This is a genomic window from Neobacillus sp. CF12 (assembly GCF_030348765.1).
Lineage (GTDB): Bacteria > Bacillota > Bacilli > Bacillales > Cytobacillaceae > Neobacillus.
In genome coordinates this window covers 4,658,472-4,674,137 of sequence record NZ_JAUCEU010000007.1, presented here as the reverse complement: position 1 = coordinate 4,674,137, position 15,666 = coordinate 4,658,472, and the positions used below count along the sequence as shown (strand labels likewise).

The 15,666-nt window shown below is 36.1% G+C and carries 12 protein-coding genes; 1 reads left to right on the top strand and 11 read right to left on the bottom strand.

Features of this window, described 5'->3' with window-relative positions; genetic code table 11:
• Positions 1-8: 8 nt before the first annotated feature.
• The 8 genes from rfbC to QUG14_RS22095 all read right to left on the bottom strand — a co-directional run bounded on the left by rfbC (position 9) and on the right by QUG14_RS22095 (position 8,456).
• On the bottom strand, positions 9-569 hold the full coding sequence (gene rfbC / locus QUG14_RS22130) for a dTDP-4-dehydrorhamnose 3,5-epimerase (protein ID WP_289342612.1): 561 nt from the start codon (positions 567-569) through the stop codon (positions 9-11).
• A gap of 21 nt (positions 570-590) precedes the next feature.
• Entirely contained in the window at positions 591-1,463 is an 873-nt protein-coding gene (gene rfbA, locus QUG14_RS22125; protein ID WP_289342611.1) for a glucose-1-phosphate thymidylyltransferase RfbA, read from the bottom strand.
• Positions 1,464-2,006: 543 nt separating this feature from the next.
• Positions 2,007-2,843, bottom strand: coding sequence for a glycosyltransferase (locus QUG14_RS22120; protein WP_289342610.1), 837 nt, complete (start codon positions 2,841-2,843; stop codon positions 2,007-2,009).
• The gene (locus QUG14_RS22115) at positions 2,840-4,177 is read right to left on the bottom strand and encodes an O-antigen ligase family protein (protein ID WP_289342609.1); all 1,338 of its coding nucleotides are present in this window, start codon (positions 4,175-4,177) and stop codon (positions 2,840-2,842) included. Before QUG14_RS22115 ends, QUG14_RS22120 begins: the two co-directional genes overlap by 4 nt.
• Before the next feature lie 51 nt (positions 4,178-4,228).
• Positions 4,229-5,314, bottom strand: a complete 1,086-nt coding sequence (locus QUG14_RS22110; protein WP_289342608.1) for an acyltransferase family protein — start codon at positions 5,312-5,314, stop codon at positions 4,229-4,231.
• Positions 5,315-5,554: 240 nt separating this feature from the next.
• Positions 5,555-6,271: a glycosyltransferase family 2 protein gene (locus tag QUG14_RS22105; protein ID WP_289342607.1), complete on the bottom strand. Its 717-nt coding sequence runs from the start codon at positions 6,269-6,271 to the stop codon at positions 5,555-5,557.
• On the bottom strand, positions 6,268-7,320 hold the full coding sequence (locus QUG14_RS22100) for a WaaS/CpsH family glycosyltransferase (RefSeq protein WP_289342606.1): 1,053 nt from the start codon (positions 7,318-7,320) through the stop codon (positions 6,268-6,270). Before QUG14_RS22100 ends, QUG14_RS22105 begins: the two co-directional genes overlap by 4 nt.
• A complete protein-coding gene (locus QUG14_RS22095; RefSeq protein WP_289342605.1) occupies positions 7,320-8,456 on the bottom strand; it encodes an SDR family NAD(P)-dependent oxidoreductase in 1,137 nt (378 codons plus the stop codon). The genes QUG14_RS22100 and QUG14_RS22095 overlap by 1 nt, the downstream gene beginning before the upstream one ends.
• 387 nt (positions 8,457-8,843) lie before the next feature.
• Here QUG14_RS22095 and QUG14_RS22090 point away from each other — a divergent pair, with 387 nt between their 5' ends.
• Entirely contained in the window at positions 8,844-9,833 is a 990-nt protein-coding gene (locus tag QUG14_RS22090) for an LCP family glycopolymer transferase (RefSeq protein WP_289342604.1), read from the top strand.
• 47 nt (positions 9,834-9,880) lie between these two features.
• Here QUG14_RS22090 and QUG14_RS22085 read toward each other — a convergent pair whose 3' ends face one another.
• The 3 genes from QUG14_RS22085 to QUG14_RS22075 all read right to left on the bottom strand — a co-directional run bounded on the left by QUG14_RS22085 (position 9,881) and on the right by QUG14_RS22075 (position 15,455).
• Positions 9,881-11,014: a glycosyltransferase family 4 protein gene (locus tag QUG14_RS22085; protein WP_289342603.1), complete on the bottom strand. Its 1,134-nt coding sequence runs from the start codon at positions 11,012-11,014 to the stop codon at positions 9,881-9,883.
• Positions 11,015-11,031: 17 nt separating this feature from the next.
• Positions 11,032-12,285 carry an O-antigen translocase gene (locus tag QUG14_RS22080; RefSeq protein WP_289342601.1) on the bottom strand — a complete coding sequence of 418 codons (1,254 nt, stop codon included), beginning with the start codon at positions 12,283-12,285 and terminating at the stop codon, positions 11,032-11,034.
• Between the two features lie 410 nt (positions 12,286-12,695).
• Positions 12,696-15,455, bottom strand: a complete 2,760-nt coding sequence (locus tag QUG14_RS22075; protein ID WP_289342599.1) for a PA14 domain-containing protein — start codon at positions 15,453-15,455, stop codon at positions 12,696-12,698.
• Positions 15,456-15,666: the final 211 nt, after the last annotated feature.

Here is a 15,666-nt window from a genome sequence, read left to right as displayed (position 1 = left end):
CTTTCCTCCTATTTCTCGTACACAAAATTTAAATGAGTTGCTGCACTTAATGTTGGGTGCTTAGTATCTTTATCAGAAAGAATGGGATTCTCTGTCGGCCAATCAATTCCTAGTTCCGGATCATTCCAAAGAATACCGCCATCATGCTCAGGTGAGTAATATTCATCCACTTTATAAGCAACAGTCGTATCAGGGACGATTGTACAAAATCCGTGTGCAAAGCCCTTGGGAACGACAAGTTGACGTTTATTATGCTCACTTAGAATCACACCCACCCACTGACCAAATGTAGGAGAACCTTGGCGAATATCAACGGCAACATCATAGATTGCTCCTGTCACACAACGAACAACCTTCGTTTGTGCTTTTGGATTCAATTGAAAATGTAAGCCGCGCAGTGTTCCTACTGCTGCGGACAGCGATTGATTGTCCTGAACAAAATCATAATGTAAACCTAATGATTCGAATAAATCTTTATTATAGCTTTCCATAAAATAACCACGGTGGTCACCAAATACCTTGGGTTCTAAGATTTTTAAATCAGGTATTTTTGTATCAATGATTTTCATCTTCCTACCTCACTTCTCCAATTACTTTCCTTGATTTGCAATTTTCACTAAGTATTGACCATATTGATTTTTCTTTAACGGCTCTGCTAACTCTAGTAACTTCTCTTTTGTAATATAGCCCATTTTGTATGCAATCTCTTCAAGACAAGCAATTTTTAATGATTGTCTCTTTTCAACGGTTTCAATAAACTGTGATGCTTCAAGTAGTGATGCATGCGTACCCGTGTCTAACCAGGCATAACCGCGGCCAAGAAGTTCAACGTTAAGTTCGCCCATCTCTAGGTAAGCTTTATTGATGTCTGTAATTTCCAATTCACCACGAGGTGACGGTGCAATATTTTTCGCAATATTAACAACACGATTATCGTAAAAATAAAGACCTGTTACAGCGTAATTTGATTTAGGTACATCGGGCTTTTCTTCGATTGACACTGCTATTCCATCTTCATCAAATTCTACGACACCAAAACGCTCTGGGTCATTTACATAATAGCCGAATACGGTTGCTCCCGTTTCTCGAGCAGCTGCTCTTTTCAATAGTTCGGTTAAGCCATGACCATAAAAAATGTTATCTCCAAGCACGAGGGCAACGTTATCATCTCCGATAAACTCATCCCCTAGTATAAATGCTTGGGCTAAACCGCCTGGCTCTGGCTGAATTTTATATGTAAAGTTCATGCCTAAATCAGATCCGTCACCTAAGATTTGCTCAAATCTCGCTGTGTCCTCCGGTGTAGATATAATCAAGATATCCTTAATTCCAGCTAACATTAAAACAGATAGTGGATAATAAATCATTGGTTTGTCATAAACAGGTAGTAATTGTTTTGAAACTACTTTTGTTAAAGGATAAAGTCTAGTCCCACTGCCACCTGCTAAAATAATACCTTTCACGTAAACCCCTCCTATATTGATACATTTTATGATTTCTACAAAAACTGACAAGTTTTCCATTCCCCATTATAAAGAACGTTATCAAAAAAAGACAAACATTAACATGATTGTTAGAAAAAAGTTATATTTTTAACAAATGGCTGTGTAAAGAAAAATAGGTGATTGGAGCGGAAGGCACGAAGATCCTCGAAAATGCTATCGCATTTTCTTCGTGCGGTGCTTATGCACTGAAGCCTACTCAGTGTCCTGCGGGATGAGAAGGTCTTCGGGAGACCCCACAGGCGCAAAGCGCCGAGGAGGCTCCCGGACCTCCCGCGGAAAGCGAAGTGCCTCGTGACAGGCAAAGACCGCCTGTCCCTGCGGTGATTATTCAAAGAAGCCTTCCTTTGTGGAGCGCAAAGACAACAGACCATATGACACAGCCATTAATTACAGGCGTTTTTTAAAATATTCCCATATATTCCTTGAAATATGTTGCAACATAGAAAAAGGATATCTTCTCAACAAAGATATCACCTTTAAAAAAGTATTTGACTTTAACCTTTAAAGCGAAAAAAACCTTTTTAACGTTTGCATGGCTATTTCTTTATTTTTAACTGTCAGCATTTGCTTAAGAAAGCGTTTTGCCAATTGAGTTCGATATTTCGGAAGCAGATCCTTCTTAAAGTTCTGATAAAAATTCACTTCAGAATCTAGAATACTTTGATAACGTTGCAGTGATACCCTCGAATAATCTAACACCGACAGCTCGTGCTCTAATTCAACATCAACTAGATAGACCTTCCGATTTTTTTCATAAATCTTATAAAATAACCAGTGATCTAAATAATCTAAAGCAAAATCCTCATTAAACCCATTAATCTCATTTAAAAACTGCACGGATACGAATGCACCTGAGTTAATCGCCATGACAGGCTTATCTTGAATACCTGGGGTTGGCCGTTCATCCTTTAAAGGTCTTAGAGAGTGACTATACACGGGAGAAATCATCGTATTTTCACTATTAATTTTCGGCACGACAGCGACTACATTCTCAGGAATATTATCTAAGGATAGAATGGAATGAAAGTATTCTTGCGTTAATTCAGTATCATGATCGAGCAACAGAAGCCACTGACTATGATTTCCTTTAGCCACTGACCAAGCATGGTTATAGGCTGTTGCAATTCCTAAATTACGTGGATCATGGTAATACGTCATATGTATCCCCTCATGTTGAGGGGGAGTAAAATCATGTTTATCCGGACTGTTATCATATAATATAAGCTCAATATCTTTAAAAGGATTACTAGTTGAATTCATGATTTGAGTAAGCGTTCGAAAGGTTTTACTTTCCTCGGGCTTGAGCTTGTACAAAACTACTACCATGGTTACTTTCATTGTAACTCCTCACTTGCTCTCATTTCTTTCTTTGATTGTGATGCGACAAGCATGATGAGAAAGAAACTAATTCCAATTGGATTATTAATGAATGGATTGATATTTGTTAATAGCAAAACACCCATAAAGGAAGACAAGAGAGAAACTTCCAATGTTGTTAGTTTTTGCCCTTTTTTATAAGCATAATAATAGTTTAGGTAAATCATTAAAAATAAGAAACACCAAATGGCTAGTCCAATGATTCCTTGTTCCACTAAAATATCGAGAAAACTCATCTCCAGGCCATCTGTTCTTCCAGCAACTCCTGATCCATATCCTGTACCAAAGATAAGATAGACTGGTTGGACTAAAATTTCTTTGGAAGCAACAATAAATTCCATCCTTGCATTCACACTGACATCATTCACTTCAGGTTGTACTTCCACCTCTGCATCTGGCGTTTGCTCTACAGTGGCAACCTCAAAACGTTCTAGCGTCATGTATTTATACATAAACGGTACCGCAACGAGTACGATCACACACATGACAAACTTTTTTATAAATTGTTGTGATTGAAGCAATTTCTTAAACTTCCGTGATAACCCTTTAATGGGGTCAACAATAACCTTAACATCTAAAATAATGATCATTAAGACACTTAACATAAAGGCAAGTAAAAAACCTCGTGTTTCTGACCATAAAATGGAGATAGAGGACAGAATCACAATAGCAATATCAAGTTTACGGTAGTTTTTATTCAAAAGATGATTAAGCGAAAGAATAAGGCCAATTAAAACAAAGAAGTGACTCTTATAAAACACGCCATTGCTTGGACGGAAGAATAAATCATCATTCATGATCGTGTTCATGAATACATAGAAAGGATAAAAGTCAGCAGCAAAAACCGTTTTCCCTAATAAATCAACTGTTATCGTAAAAATTGCTACTGCAAGCGCGCTATACTTTAGAAGCGTAATAATACGGTTTAGCGTAAACCGTTCATTCGAAATATAGTAGGCTAACGGGAAATACAGAGCCACATACGAAACCCTAAAAAAGTCCATAACGATAATTGAAACAGGATGATTATTAAAAAATCCTATAGCAGCACTGACAACAAACCAGGCGATAAGTGCATAAACCCCTATCGTAACAGGGTTAAATCGTATCAATGTATTAATATCTTTATTAAAGTACGCCTTTTCTTTCACAATTCGATAAACAAATGTCACCATTAACAGTAAAAATAAAACCTGACGAATAGAAAGAACACCAAAATCAATTAGCCTTCCTCCACCGCCAACAAATAACTCAACGAATAGTATAGTTAGTAATGTTTTTTCAAACCTATTCATAGTACCTCCCTAGCATTTACGCATTACCAATGGTAAGGACTGCTTCTATTTTCAGTTAGCCTTTGAATTAATAGAATTTTCTACGTAAATTTTCTTTTTCTGAAATAAAGTTTTAAATGAAGTCTTTTTGTATTTTAATGCTTGTTTTTCAATCAAGTACCAAGAAATAACGGCAAACATCAGTGTAACCGGGAAGGACAATAAGAAGTTTTCTAAAGGTGTTAACTGATTGTTAAAAGCTTGCGTCATGATTTGTTGAATTGGAAACGCATAGATATAGATGCCATATGAAAAATCACCGTATTTACCAAAGTTATGGAAACTCACTTTTGAAGCGAATGCTAGATAAAAAATGAGATACGTCCCTGCAATAGACAGCGAATATTCAAAGTAACCATTTCGAGCCGTTAGGATTAGAAGGATTAGTGACAATCCAGCCATCCAGCCATTTAATTTTATTTCGTTCCTGTAAAGATAAAAGACCATTCCAGCACCAAAGTAACGGAATAAATCCGTATAGAATGCGCCCCTGCCTAGAAAATAAAGAGCAGTAGCTAATATAAATCCAAACAACACAATTCTTTTATCAAGCATTCTTGTTACACCAAGGATGGCAACTACAATATAAAAGAAAAACTCATACCATAATGTCCACAAGGAACCATTAACAGCTCCTGGCCAGATATTCTCTGGGAATAAACCTGGCAAGTCATATTGCAGCCAGTACAATGTAATCGTCTTTAAGTAATCATAGGTTTCACGGTTGGTAAAGTAATCCTGTAAGCTTAGGTTAGTAAGTATTGGACCTAATAAGAAGATTGACAATAGTACACAAAAGATGAGACCAGGAAAAATCCGCAAGCTTCTAGCTTTAAAATAATTTATTGGATTTTTAGACCGATCAAAGCTCTGCGTAATCAAAAATCCGCTGATTACAAAAAAGATCGCTACGGCTAGTTCTCCAAAAGTCATTTCACCATTTGTCATAATCGCAAACGGCTCGGATCCATTATTACCTGTTGTTAATGGGTAGGCATGTGAAAACAGAACCAAGGATGCAGCAAAAAACCTGATAATATCTAAATTATTTTTTCTACTAGCAATAAAGTGTTCAATATTATTCCCTTTTAGAAGCACTCAGCATCCCACCTATAATCAAGATTATTGTTATCCTAAGGCTTATATAAAATACAACGTCATTTTCTAGTTAAAATAAGGCCAAAACTGAACATATAGTATTTCATTTTTACACACAGGAAAAATTATAGCATTATCTTACTAGAATTTGTATCACTTATTTTTCCAATGCCTTAATAGAAGTAATTAGACAATTAAAAAAGTATGTTCTTCGGATAGAAAAACATACTTTTTGGTTATTTATCGATTGGTAATGAATGATTTTAAAAGCAGCGATGAAATCTGAAATCTCCAGAGAATTTTATCTTTTAACGAAGAAGTATTCTCCACACTTGTTACCGTCGCATCGTGTCTGCGATAGTAGATTAGCTTTTCTGGTATCAGCAGAGCAGATTTATTCATATCCGCAACTAACCCTATCCACATATCATGCATCGGTACATTTCTAGGGATCGGGAGTATTTTCGTCTTTAATTCTTTTTTAAAAGACATCGCACATCCAATATAACTGTTTTTTATGATATTCTTTAGAACACCTGCACGGCTTCCTCTAAATTCATAAAATGACTCGATTGTGGTGTTCAACTGATTATCAACGACCGTGATATCTGACATGATCATTTGGATAGTTGGATTCTTTTCGTAGTAATCCTTCACCGTTTTTACTTTTTCGGGCTTCCATACATCATCTTGATCACTTAAAAAGATGATCTCATTTTGAGTCCGTTTTATGGCATTCTCAAAATTTGAGGTCACACCTTTTTCGTCATTCATAAACAATTTCACACGATGGTCTTCACTGATATATTTTTTTATAATAGCAGGTGTTTGGTCTGATGAGTGGTCATCAGAAATAATCAATTCATCCTCATTGCCTAATTGAGACAGGATGCTATCGATTTGCTGTTTTAGATATTTTTCTCCATTATAAGTGGCCATTGCTACAGAGACTTTCATTGTTTTCCACCACCACTTTTTTCTGCATAAAAATCATGAGCTTTTTTCTCTGTTAACCCTAATACATCCAGTACAAAGTAGTTTATCGAGTATCTTTCCTTTACTTGATCCTCCACTGGTACATATGGGGTTGTCATAAACTCCGTTGGGACCACTACATTGTTGCGATCAACAATACAAATATTATTGGGATGGTAAAAATCATAATGCTGGATATCTGTATTCGTTGTTATGATTTTTTTATTGGCACCTAGCATTTCAATCGTTCTCATTGTTAATCCGGTTTGTTTTGGATGTTGAATATCCACAACAGCCTTAGATTGCTTTAATTTTGCGGTTAACTGCTCACTAGGCATTCCAACAAAAGAAAAATCTGTGATTTCGCTGCCTTTTAATTCACTTGTTGTTAGCTTTCGCTGATAATACATAATTTTACTTGGGATATAGAGAAAGTAAAAAACATTTAAATTATTTTTTTCAAATTGTTGTCTTACTTCATTTAAAATCAAGTATCGATCACTATGTACGGTACCAACAAAAAACAAATCGTAAATGAGTTCAGGTTTTTCTTTTGCAAGTTCTTCATATTCCTTATCGAAAAACAAAGGCCTAAAGGTAAGACCAAATTGGTCGCAATCCTTTTTATCAAATGAAAAGACTTCATCAAATAAGTCTAATTTTTCAAGTGTGTTGACTTTATTCGCAACGGAATCCCAGAGCATAAGAACTAATCTCGCATTAGGGTTCAATTTCCTAACATCTTTTAAAAATGACTTGGGTGTTGCTTCTGCTTGGCAGATAAACACGAAATCATATTTCTTATCTTTGATTTTTGAAGTAATTTCGTCATAATGCTTGTTAATTTGTACGGTAACGAAATTTCGATTAATTCGTAATAATGCTTTAGAAAGAAACGTGTTGGATGGGCGCTCATCAAAGTAATCCACATGAGCCCCCATTGATTCCATCGCACGTATTAATTTTTTGTGGTAATTAAAAAATAAAGGACATAAAAACAAAATCTTTTTATTTTTTAGCTGATCATTCATTACTTGTATAATCCTTTTTTCTTCATCTCTTCGATTGATTTTTGATAACGGTCTTCAACAACTTCTTGTTGGTTTACCCAATCAACAAATTTACTAATACCTTCTTCAAAGCTTACCTTTGGTGTAAATCCTAATTTCTCATTGATTTTAGTCAGATCTGCAAAGTTATGTCTGATATCACCTAATCGGAAATTACCGCTTATTTGAATTTCAGTATTAGACTGATATTTTTCCTTCAGGACATTTGCGACTTCAATAACAGTGGTAGGAACACCTGTCCCTACATTAAAGCTTTCAAAGTTTGCTTCTTCCTTTTCAATCCCGAGGATAGTTGCATCTACGATATCGTCAATAAAAACAAAGTCTCTAGATTCTAACCCATCTTCAAAGATGTTAATATTATTGTTATTTTTGATAATGGTTGAGAAAATAGACAGAATTCCTGTATAAGGGTTTTTCAACGATTGACCAGGACCGTAAACATTTTGATAACGGTAGCCTACAACAGGGATGTTCAAGGACTTACCAACCACCATACACATTTGTTCCTGAACTTGTTTGGTAATTCCATAAACAGATGTTGGATGGATTTTGGTTTCTTCTGTCGTAGCCATTACTTCTACGTCGGTGTTACAGATCGGGCATTTAACTTCAAAATCGCCTTTACTCATATCAGCCTCAGTTCTTTCAACAGGGAAAACCGTTCCATGCTCTGAACAGTGATACATTCCTTCCCCATAGATCGCTCTTGAAGCTGCTACAACGATTTTTTTCACTTGATGTTCTTCATTTGTAAGAATATCCAATAAATTTGAAGTTCCCTTAACATTTACATCTATATATTTGTTGATTTCATACATCGATTGACCAGTTCCTGTTTCTGCAGCTAAATGAACAACTACGTCAATCCCCTTCAAGGCCTTTCTCCAGTCATCGCTATTCACAACATCACCTTTAATAAAGGTCACTTTATCTCTAATTTTTAAGAATAATTCTGACGATGTGCCATCTTCTCCATGAATTTGCGGAGATAAATTATCAAGGACGGTTACTTCATATCCTTTATCCAATAATTTTAAGGCTAAGCTGCTTCCGATGAATCCTGCTCCGCCAGTAATTAATACATTTTTTAGCATAATAAGTTCCTTCTTTCTTTTTATAAAAAAGTTTTAATCGCCTTTTCGAGAATGTATTGACTCTATTATACAAAATGTAGTGCAGAGTTCAAATTTCCTCCCGACTAAGGACCTTTTATGTAACAACTTCCTAAATTTTACGTCTATATTTTTGAAAAGCAGGTAAATCAGTTTCTCAATAAAATACAAATTCCAACAAAACTCAATCGAATACCTTCATCACAAAACTTAATTATAGCAGTTTCTTGTCACTATTTGTAACTTTTTTCGTAGAATTATAGTATTTGCAGTTGAAGTTCTGTATGTTCCAGTTTATAATTTATACTGTGACTTTTTTACTGTTTTTCCCAAAATAATTTCACCTTCAATACTAGGAGGATACTATAAATGAATAATACTAGAATTAGAAAAAAGAAGAAAAAGAAGGTTAAAAAATGGTTCTTGCTTACGCTTTTTAGCTTCTTTACCCTTCTGATTGGCGGCGGATTATATTTCTTTAATGTATATAATGATGTTGCTAGTGCTGTAGATAATATGAATAAGCCGATTTCCAGAGAGGTTTCTGAAAAACGGGATGAAAAGGTCGAGGTTACAAAGAAAGACCCGATTTCTATCTTGATGGTGGGAATTGATGAGCGTGACGGAGACAATGGCCGAACAGACTCTATGTTGGTTCTAACCGTTAATCCTGAAACAAACTCTACAAAAATACTAAGTATTCCAAGGGATACACGTACTGAATTAATCGATCCTGAAGATCCAGATAACTCATCCAAGGATAAGATTAATCACGCCTATGCATATGGCGGCATTGAGATGAGCATCGCAACCGTTGAAAACTTCTTGAATATTCCAATCGATTATTATGTTGAGATTAATATGGAAGGATTTAAGGACGTTGTGGATGCAGTAAATGGTATTGATGTAGACAACCAATATGCATTTGAATTGGATGGAATCACGTTAGAAGAAGGACCCCAGCATTTAGATGGCACGGAAACACTGGCATATGCTCGAATGAGAAAACAAGACCCACGTGGGGATATTGGACGCGGCGAACGTCAGCGTGAGGTCATTTCAAAAATCATCGACAAAGGAAAATCATTATCAACCTTAACGAATTATAATGATATCCTTGATGCGCTAGAAAATAATATTAAAACAAACCTAACGTTAAGTGAGATCATTGATATGCAGTCATCGTATAGACCAGCTGCAGATACTCTCGAAAAACTCGAAGTAGCGGGGGCAGGTGGATTCGTTGGAGATGTATGGTATTACATGGTTGAAGATGAAACGAGACAATCCTTGTCTGACCAATTACGTCAACACTTAAACCTGCCGACTGAAATCGTTGCTGAAGTTGCTGCTAATTAAAATAAAAACCCGATTTGATTGCTCTTGAGACAATCAAATCGGGTTTTTTAGTTCATTAATTTTTCATATGCTTTATAGGTGAGTTCTGCTGCACGTTGATAAGAATAGTCTTCGAAATAGTTTTCCGGCAGTTTTACTCGGTCCTTCTTGAGTGCAGTAAGAATAGCAGTTTTGATGGACTCTGGATCATACGGATTGCAAACCTCGCCATACTGGTCAAACTTATAATATTGGACCGGACAATATTCCACAGAGGAAGCAACAATATTACATCCTGAGAAAAGCGCTTCTAAACTTGATAGTCCTGGCGACTCCCTGAATGATGGCAAGGCATGTACAGCCGCTTTTCGATAAAGGGCAAAGATTTCTTCATGATCAATTTGATTAATAAAATGGACATTCCCTCTTTTATTAGCCAACTTCCTTACATATTCAGCGTATTTTTCATTATGGACTCTACCCACAAAAACAATTGGAATTTCGGGGTGATTTTCTAGCGCCTTTACCACACCAGCTTGATTTTTTGTAGGTTCGATTCTGCCAACTTCTAGTACAATATTTTCTAATTTGTTCAGCCACTCTAGGGACAATTTCGTATTTGTTGAAGCTTTTAAGTCAACAGCATTAGGCACAACAATGGTTTTTTCCATTAACCCTTTGAGACCGAACTCTTTTTCCAATATCTCAAGTTCTTCATTAGAATTAGGTAATAAAATATCTGCTTTTTCAAGAACCTTTCTTCTCTTTTGCACATAGTTTTTACTTCCATATTGATCACCTTTGTTTAATATCAACCCAGCAAACTTTTTTAAATTCATCACAAAATCTTTATATTGATAGCTGCTTTTGTTTATATTCATGTAATTGAAGGTATTGATTAAAAACGTATTATAGATATAATGCGATAAATCCCAATAGATTGTGGAAAAGGTGAACTTTTTATTGAATTTTTCACATAAGTCTACATATTTTAATGTTTCATCTATGGTTTGGATATTAAAGATATGAACCAAATCTGCATCTCTATGCTCAACAAAATCGGTTTCATTTAATGCGATATGAATCTTGATAGGAAAGTTCTTTTCTAAGAACTCCTTTGTTTTTAGCATTTGTACCGTGTCGCCGCCTCGATGACTCAGTGCATCATTTCGAGTAGCAAACAAAACCTTTATCTCTCTCATATTATTCATCCATTCCTTTAGTTTGCTTTTAAGAATAAGATATGTCTCATCATATAGGCCACCATTAAAAAGTATAGGAAATAGGTTATGCTATATGCATAGGTGACACCAATTAATCCAAACATCTTGATAAACACAATCGAAAGTACAGTTAATGTAATTGAATAAAACAATTCCGTTATAATAACATGCTTAGTCATTTCCTTAACAAGCATATTAAATGAAATAAGCCAGCTAGCAATTTTGAAAAAGTCGCCAATTAATTGAAATAAAAATAATTCCTTCATCACTAGGAATTCCTCAGAATACAAGATCAAAATGGCAAAGTCTTTCATGAAATAAACGCCTAAAAGGATGACGATTAAGATAGGGATAATAAGTTTATAGCCATCAAATATTTCTTTTTTTAATTTCAGATCATCTTTTATTTCCGATAAGCGAGGTAAATAATATACACTTAGAGACATCGTAATAAACATTAAATACGTGTCAGAGATTTTTGTAAGTCCCTGCCAATAACCAGCATGCTCCATAGATAAAGTATCTGTAATATAATTTCTTATGATAATAAACGATACAGGAACCGTTAAGATATGAATCATCGACATTATCGTATAATTCGAATAGCTTTTCATGATAGAACGGTCTACTTTTCTCAATCGGATCTTTTTAACCCAATCTTCTTTTAATAAAAAGCCGATCGAGATTAAAAGAACTAAGGTTTGAGAAAATACATACGCATACATTGCACCGCTGAGTCCCCATTTAACCGTTAATAATATAGATAGGGCTAGTCCAAAGAAACTCTGTGTAACATTAATAAGTGTGAATTTCCTTATTTTCTTAAAGCCATTCACTGCAGCGAGTAAGATACTATTAATCGCATAAAAAATAAGAAAAATTCCAATATAAATGAAAATATCTGCATATTGGTCTGATTTTAACAAAATAATGGAAAGATACCTATGAAGTACAATGATTAGCAGCCCTGTAATGAGAGAGGCAATAAAGGAAATCGTAATCGCTGCATTTATGTATTTAATTTGTTTATCTTCTTCCTCACCATAGAAGGAAACATACTTTGTAACTCCCTGGCTGATTGAAAAGTTACTCAGGTTGGAAACAATAGAAAAAAAGTTTTGCAATTGCCCAATCTGTGCAATACCCGCCGGTCCAACATAAATCGCAAGTACCTTATTTACAATAAATCCAGTTAAAATTTTAATAACAGTAGCAATCGAAGAAAGGAAACTAGTTTTAAGTAAGTTCATAAATTATTCCTTTTAAATTAGATGTATTTTAGATAATGTTATGGACATATTTGATTATGCTTACAAAGTTGATTGGAGCGGAAGGCACGAAGACTCCTCGAAAATGCTATCGCATTTTCTTCGTGCGTGGGCGCTTTCAAAGATGCCCTTCAATGTCCTGCGGGAGGACGGGGCAGGGAGACCCCGCAGGCGCATAAGCGCCGAGGAGGCTCCCCGTACCGCCCGCGGAAAGCGAAGTGCCTGGAGCGCAAATCAACAGGCAGAATAACCAATCTATTTTCTAAATCATGTCGTAAAAAGTTAGATTATGTCGCACCCATAACCAGTATTCATTCTAGCAATTATCTTATTCTAAAGCAAATGAATAAAAAAGAACCACCTATCAAATTTGATAGGCAGTTCAAGTGTTATTATCTGTTAATAAAGTAATAAAAATCGGACGCGTTTTGAGCAATTTTTGCTCCCCAGGCTTCGTCTGTCGCATACTGGTGCCAGCTATTGTCAAACCTCATATTATCAATGGTAGGTTTGCTCGTATACGGGAAGGAACCATCAATATCCCATGAACGATCAACATAATTCTTTTTAATAAAGAAGGCTCCTGCAATAATTCCACCTTCAGGGGTATCATAATTATAGGCTCCCTCATCTGGTCTCGAATCGATTGCACCGATACCGTAAAAGTTGTATTTTGCTTTTACAATTGAGGAGGTACCCCATCCTGTTTCTAATGCAGAATGTGCAAGTAAATAAATCGCATTAAGTCCCGTTTCTTCCTGTGCTTTCATATAAGCATGCCCCATATTCGTCATAACCGTTGTTTTCCCGCCAGTCTTATAATCTATAAAACTATTAATCTGTTCAGCTGTAACATTTGCCTTCGTATTTAACGGCGTAAAAATGGTTACTTGGTTTGTAGAGTATGATTTATTAAATTCGTACTTAATTACGTTATAGCCTTCGTTTCCACCAGGGTTATTAGCCCCCCAGATCCAACCTTTTTGACCTGATTGGGTTTGGATATAATACCATTCTGTATAAGCTGAACCAGGTATTGAAACATGATCCAACAAGATCACACTAGAACCGCCTGGAACAGTTCCAATACTAGCGCTTGTTTGTGAAGGACTGCTTCTAAATGCTCTAGCCTCTTTAACCAGCCATGTATCTTCACTTAAGTTGTTCTCAAGATAATCCTTTTGTACCCAGCCTGCTTGTCCATCAACTGTTTGTATTCTTGCAGCATAAAGTTTCTCTTCTAATACATATACGGTGTCACCATAGCCTAATTCTAGGAATCTCGTATATGTTGGATTATAGAATACGAGATGCTTTCCATAATCAATTAATTCCTCAAAACTACGATAGACTGGCAATTTTATTGCCGATACATATTTTACGTTTTTTGTATGATCGATTACAGGTTGTTGAATTTGCTCTGGTGCTTGATTTGGTTCTGTTACTTGCTCTTGTTGTTTCGGTTCCTCATTCTGAGGAGGGGTTTGAATCATTTGTTTGTAGTCTACAAATAAATTGGCTAATCCTTTACCTTCAAAGTACTCTACTTTTACCGTATGTCGGCCTTTTTCTAGAGCGACTTTCCCAGTTTTCAGATGACCTGAGGTACTTACCCATGAGTCAATCACGAGCTTGCCATCTACCCAAAGTCGTGACCCGTCATCCGCTCGAATTTGGAATTCATAAGTTCCTTTTTCAAATTCCATATTCTTCGTATATCGTGCTGAGAATCCATCAACTGGTATGGAAGCATGAGGCGAACCAGACTTCCAGTTAAAGTTCATATTGGTAAGCTTCACAGCCGATTCTTTTCCACCTTCAACAATCGGATTTCCCGTTAGTGTTTTGTTTGGATAATATTCGGCAACCCATGTATCCTGTATCGAGTTTTGGAGTGATTCAAGGGAAACATCTATTTGACTATTCACAGCTCCCTCATAGTATTCCACTTCAATCCAGTGAACATCCTGTTCTCCTGCTTTCGTTCCAGCTGCATCAGCAATTTTGACTTTTACTGCATTTTCCTTTATGACTGATGCTCCGCTCCAGCGGTCTAAAACCAATTTCCCGTCAACATAAACCCGAACACCATCATCAGCGGTTGCTCGTAGAATATATTCACCTGCCGGAATTCGCTTGGCAGAAGTAAAACGGGCTGAAAAATAATCACTCTTTATTCCCGTTATTGGAGAACCTGTTCCGTAATTCTCAGAAAGTTTTTTTAGCTCGCCGATTGGTGCAATCACTTTAGCAGCTGTTGGTGCACCAGATAGCGTTTTATTTGGATAATAATAAGCTAACCATGAATCAAACGGCACCACATCAGAGAAAATACTGGCATTACCACCATCTTCGTAGTAATGGGTTTTTACAGAATGCTGACCAGCTGTAACGCCTGTCCACAAAGCTCGGTTTGTTACTAAAACAGTTGAATTACTCCAGCGATTAATCAGCAGCTGTCCATCCACTTCTACCTTAACACCGTCATCACCTTGTGTTTGGATAAAGTAATCTCCGCCTGAAAAATCCTTAGTTTGATCAAAAATTGCCGTAAATTCATCGGCAGGTTTTCCTTTACCAGCACTTCCACTTCCCCAGTTATAATGAACGTCTCCGCCTGTCTGAGTCGGTAATTGTGTATATTTTTTATAGTCTACAAAGATGTTGGCTAATCCCACACCTTCAAAGTACTCTACTTTTACCGTATGCTTTCCTTTTGAAAGGTCAATTCTTCCCGTCTTTAGATGTCCTGAAGTACTTACCCAAGAGTCAATTACGAGTTGGTCATCAACCCATAGGCGAGATCCATCATCAGCGCGAATCTGGAATTCATAGGTTCCTTCCTCAAATTCCACATTCTTAGTAAACCTTGCTGAAAAACCATCTGCTGGGATAGAAGAATGTGGGGATCCTGATTTCCAGTTAAAGTTGATATTCGCTATCTTGGCAGCTGAATTATTTCCGCCCTCAACAAACGGAATTCCCTTTAATGACTTATTTGAATAATATTCTGCTACCCATGTATCCACAACTGGATTTTGATTTAGTTCAGGTGTATAAACAGATTCTTCCGCGTATACTTTAATACCTAAGGGAAGCATAAATGTCATGATTCCCACGCCAATACTGCTCATTAGATTTTTTCGTGACAAATTACTCCCAACTCCCTCAAGATAATCTATTAAAAAATCTATTAAAATTGAAATTTAGTTTAATACAAAACAAAAAGGCCGCGTTAGAAATCTAGTAAAAGAAAATTTCTAACGTAGCCTCGAATAAGAATATCATAAATATGTCAACTTTTTTACAAATCATTACAAATACATTAAATTACCAAACCGATTGAAAAAAACCTTAGATTAT

What these genes read in the sequence shown, in the direction of transcription:
- rfbC (WP_289342612.1), bottom strand. Translation starts at nt 569, where the DNA reads ATGAAAATCATTGATACAAAAATACCTGATTTAAAAATCTTAGAACCC.
- QUG14_RS22120 (WP_289342610.1), bottom strand. Translation starts at nt 2,843, where the DNA reads ATGAAAGTAACCATGGTAGTAGTTTTGTACAAGCTCAAGCCCGAGGAA.
- QUG14_RS22115 (WP_289342609.1), bottom strand. Translation starts at nt 4,177, where the DNA reads ATGAATAGGTTTGAAAAAACATTACTAACTATACTATTCGTTGAGTTA.
- QUG14_RS22105 (WP_289342607.1), bottom strand. Translation starts at nt 6,271, where the DNA reads ATGAAAGTCTCTGTAGCAATGGCCACTTATAATGGAGAAAAATATCTA.
- QUG14_RS22100 (WP_289342606.1), bottom strand. Translation starts at nt 7,320, where the DNA reads ATGAATGATCAGCTAAAAAATAAAAAGATTTTGTTTTTATGTCCTTTA.
- QUG14_RS22095 (WP_289342605.1), bottom strand. Translation starts at nt 8,456, where the DNA reads ATGCTAAAAAATGTATTAATTACTGGCGGAGCAGGATTCATCGGAAGC.
- QUG14_RS22090 (WP_289342604.1), top strand. Translation starts at nt 8,844, where the DNA reads ATGAATAATACTAGAATTAGAAAAAAGAAGAAAAAGAAGGTTAAAAAA.
- QUG14_RS22085 (WP_289342603.1), bottom strand. Translation starts at nt 11,014, where the DNA reads ATGAGAGAGATAAAGGTTTTGTTTGCTACTCGAAATGATGCACTGAGT.
- QUG14_RS22080 (WP_289342601.1), bottom strand. Translation starts at nt 12,285, where the DNA reads ATGAACTTACTTAAAACTAGTTTCCTTTCTTCGATTGCTACTGTTATT.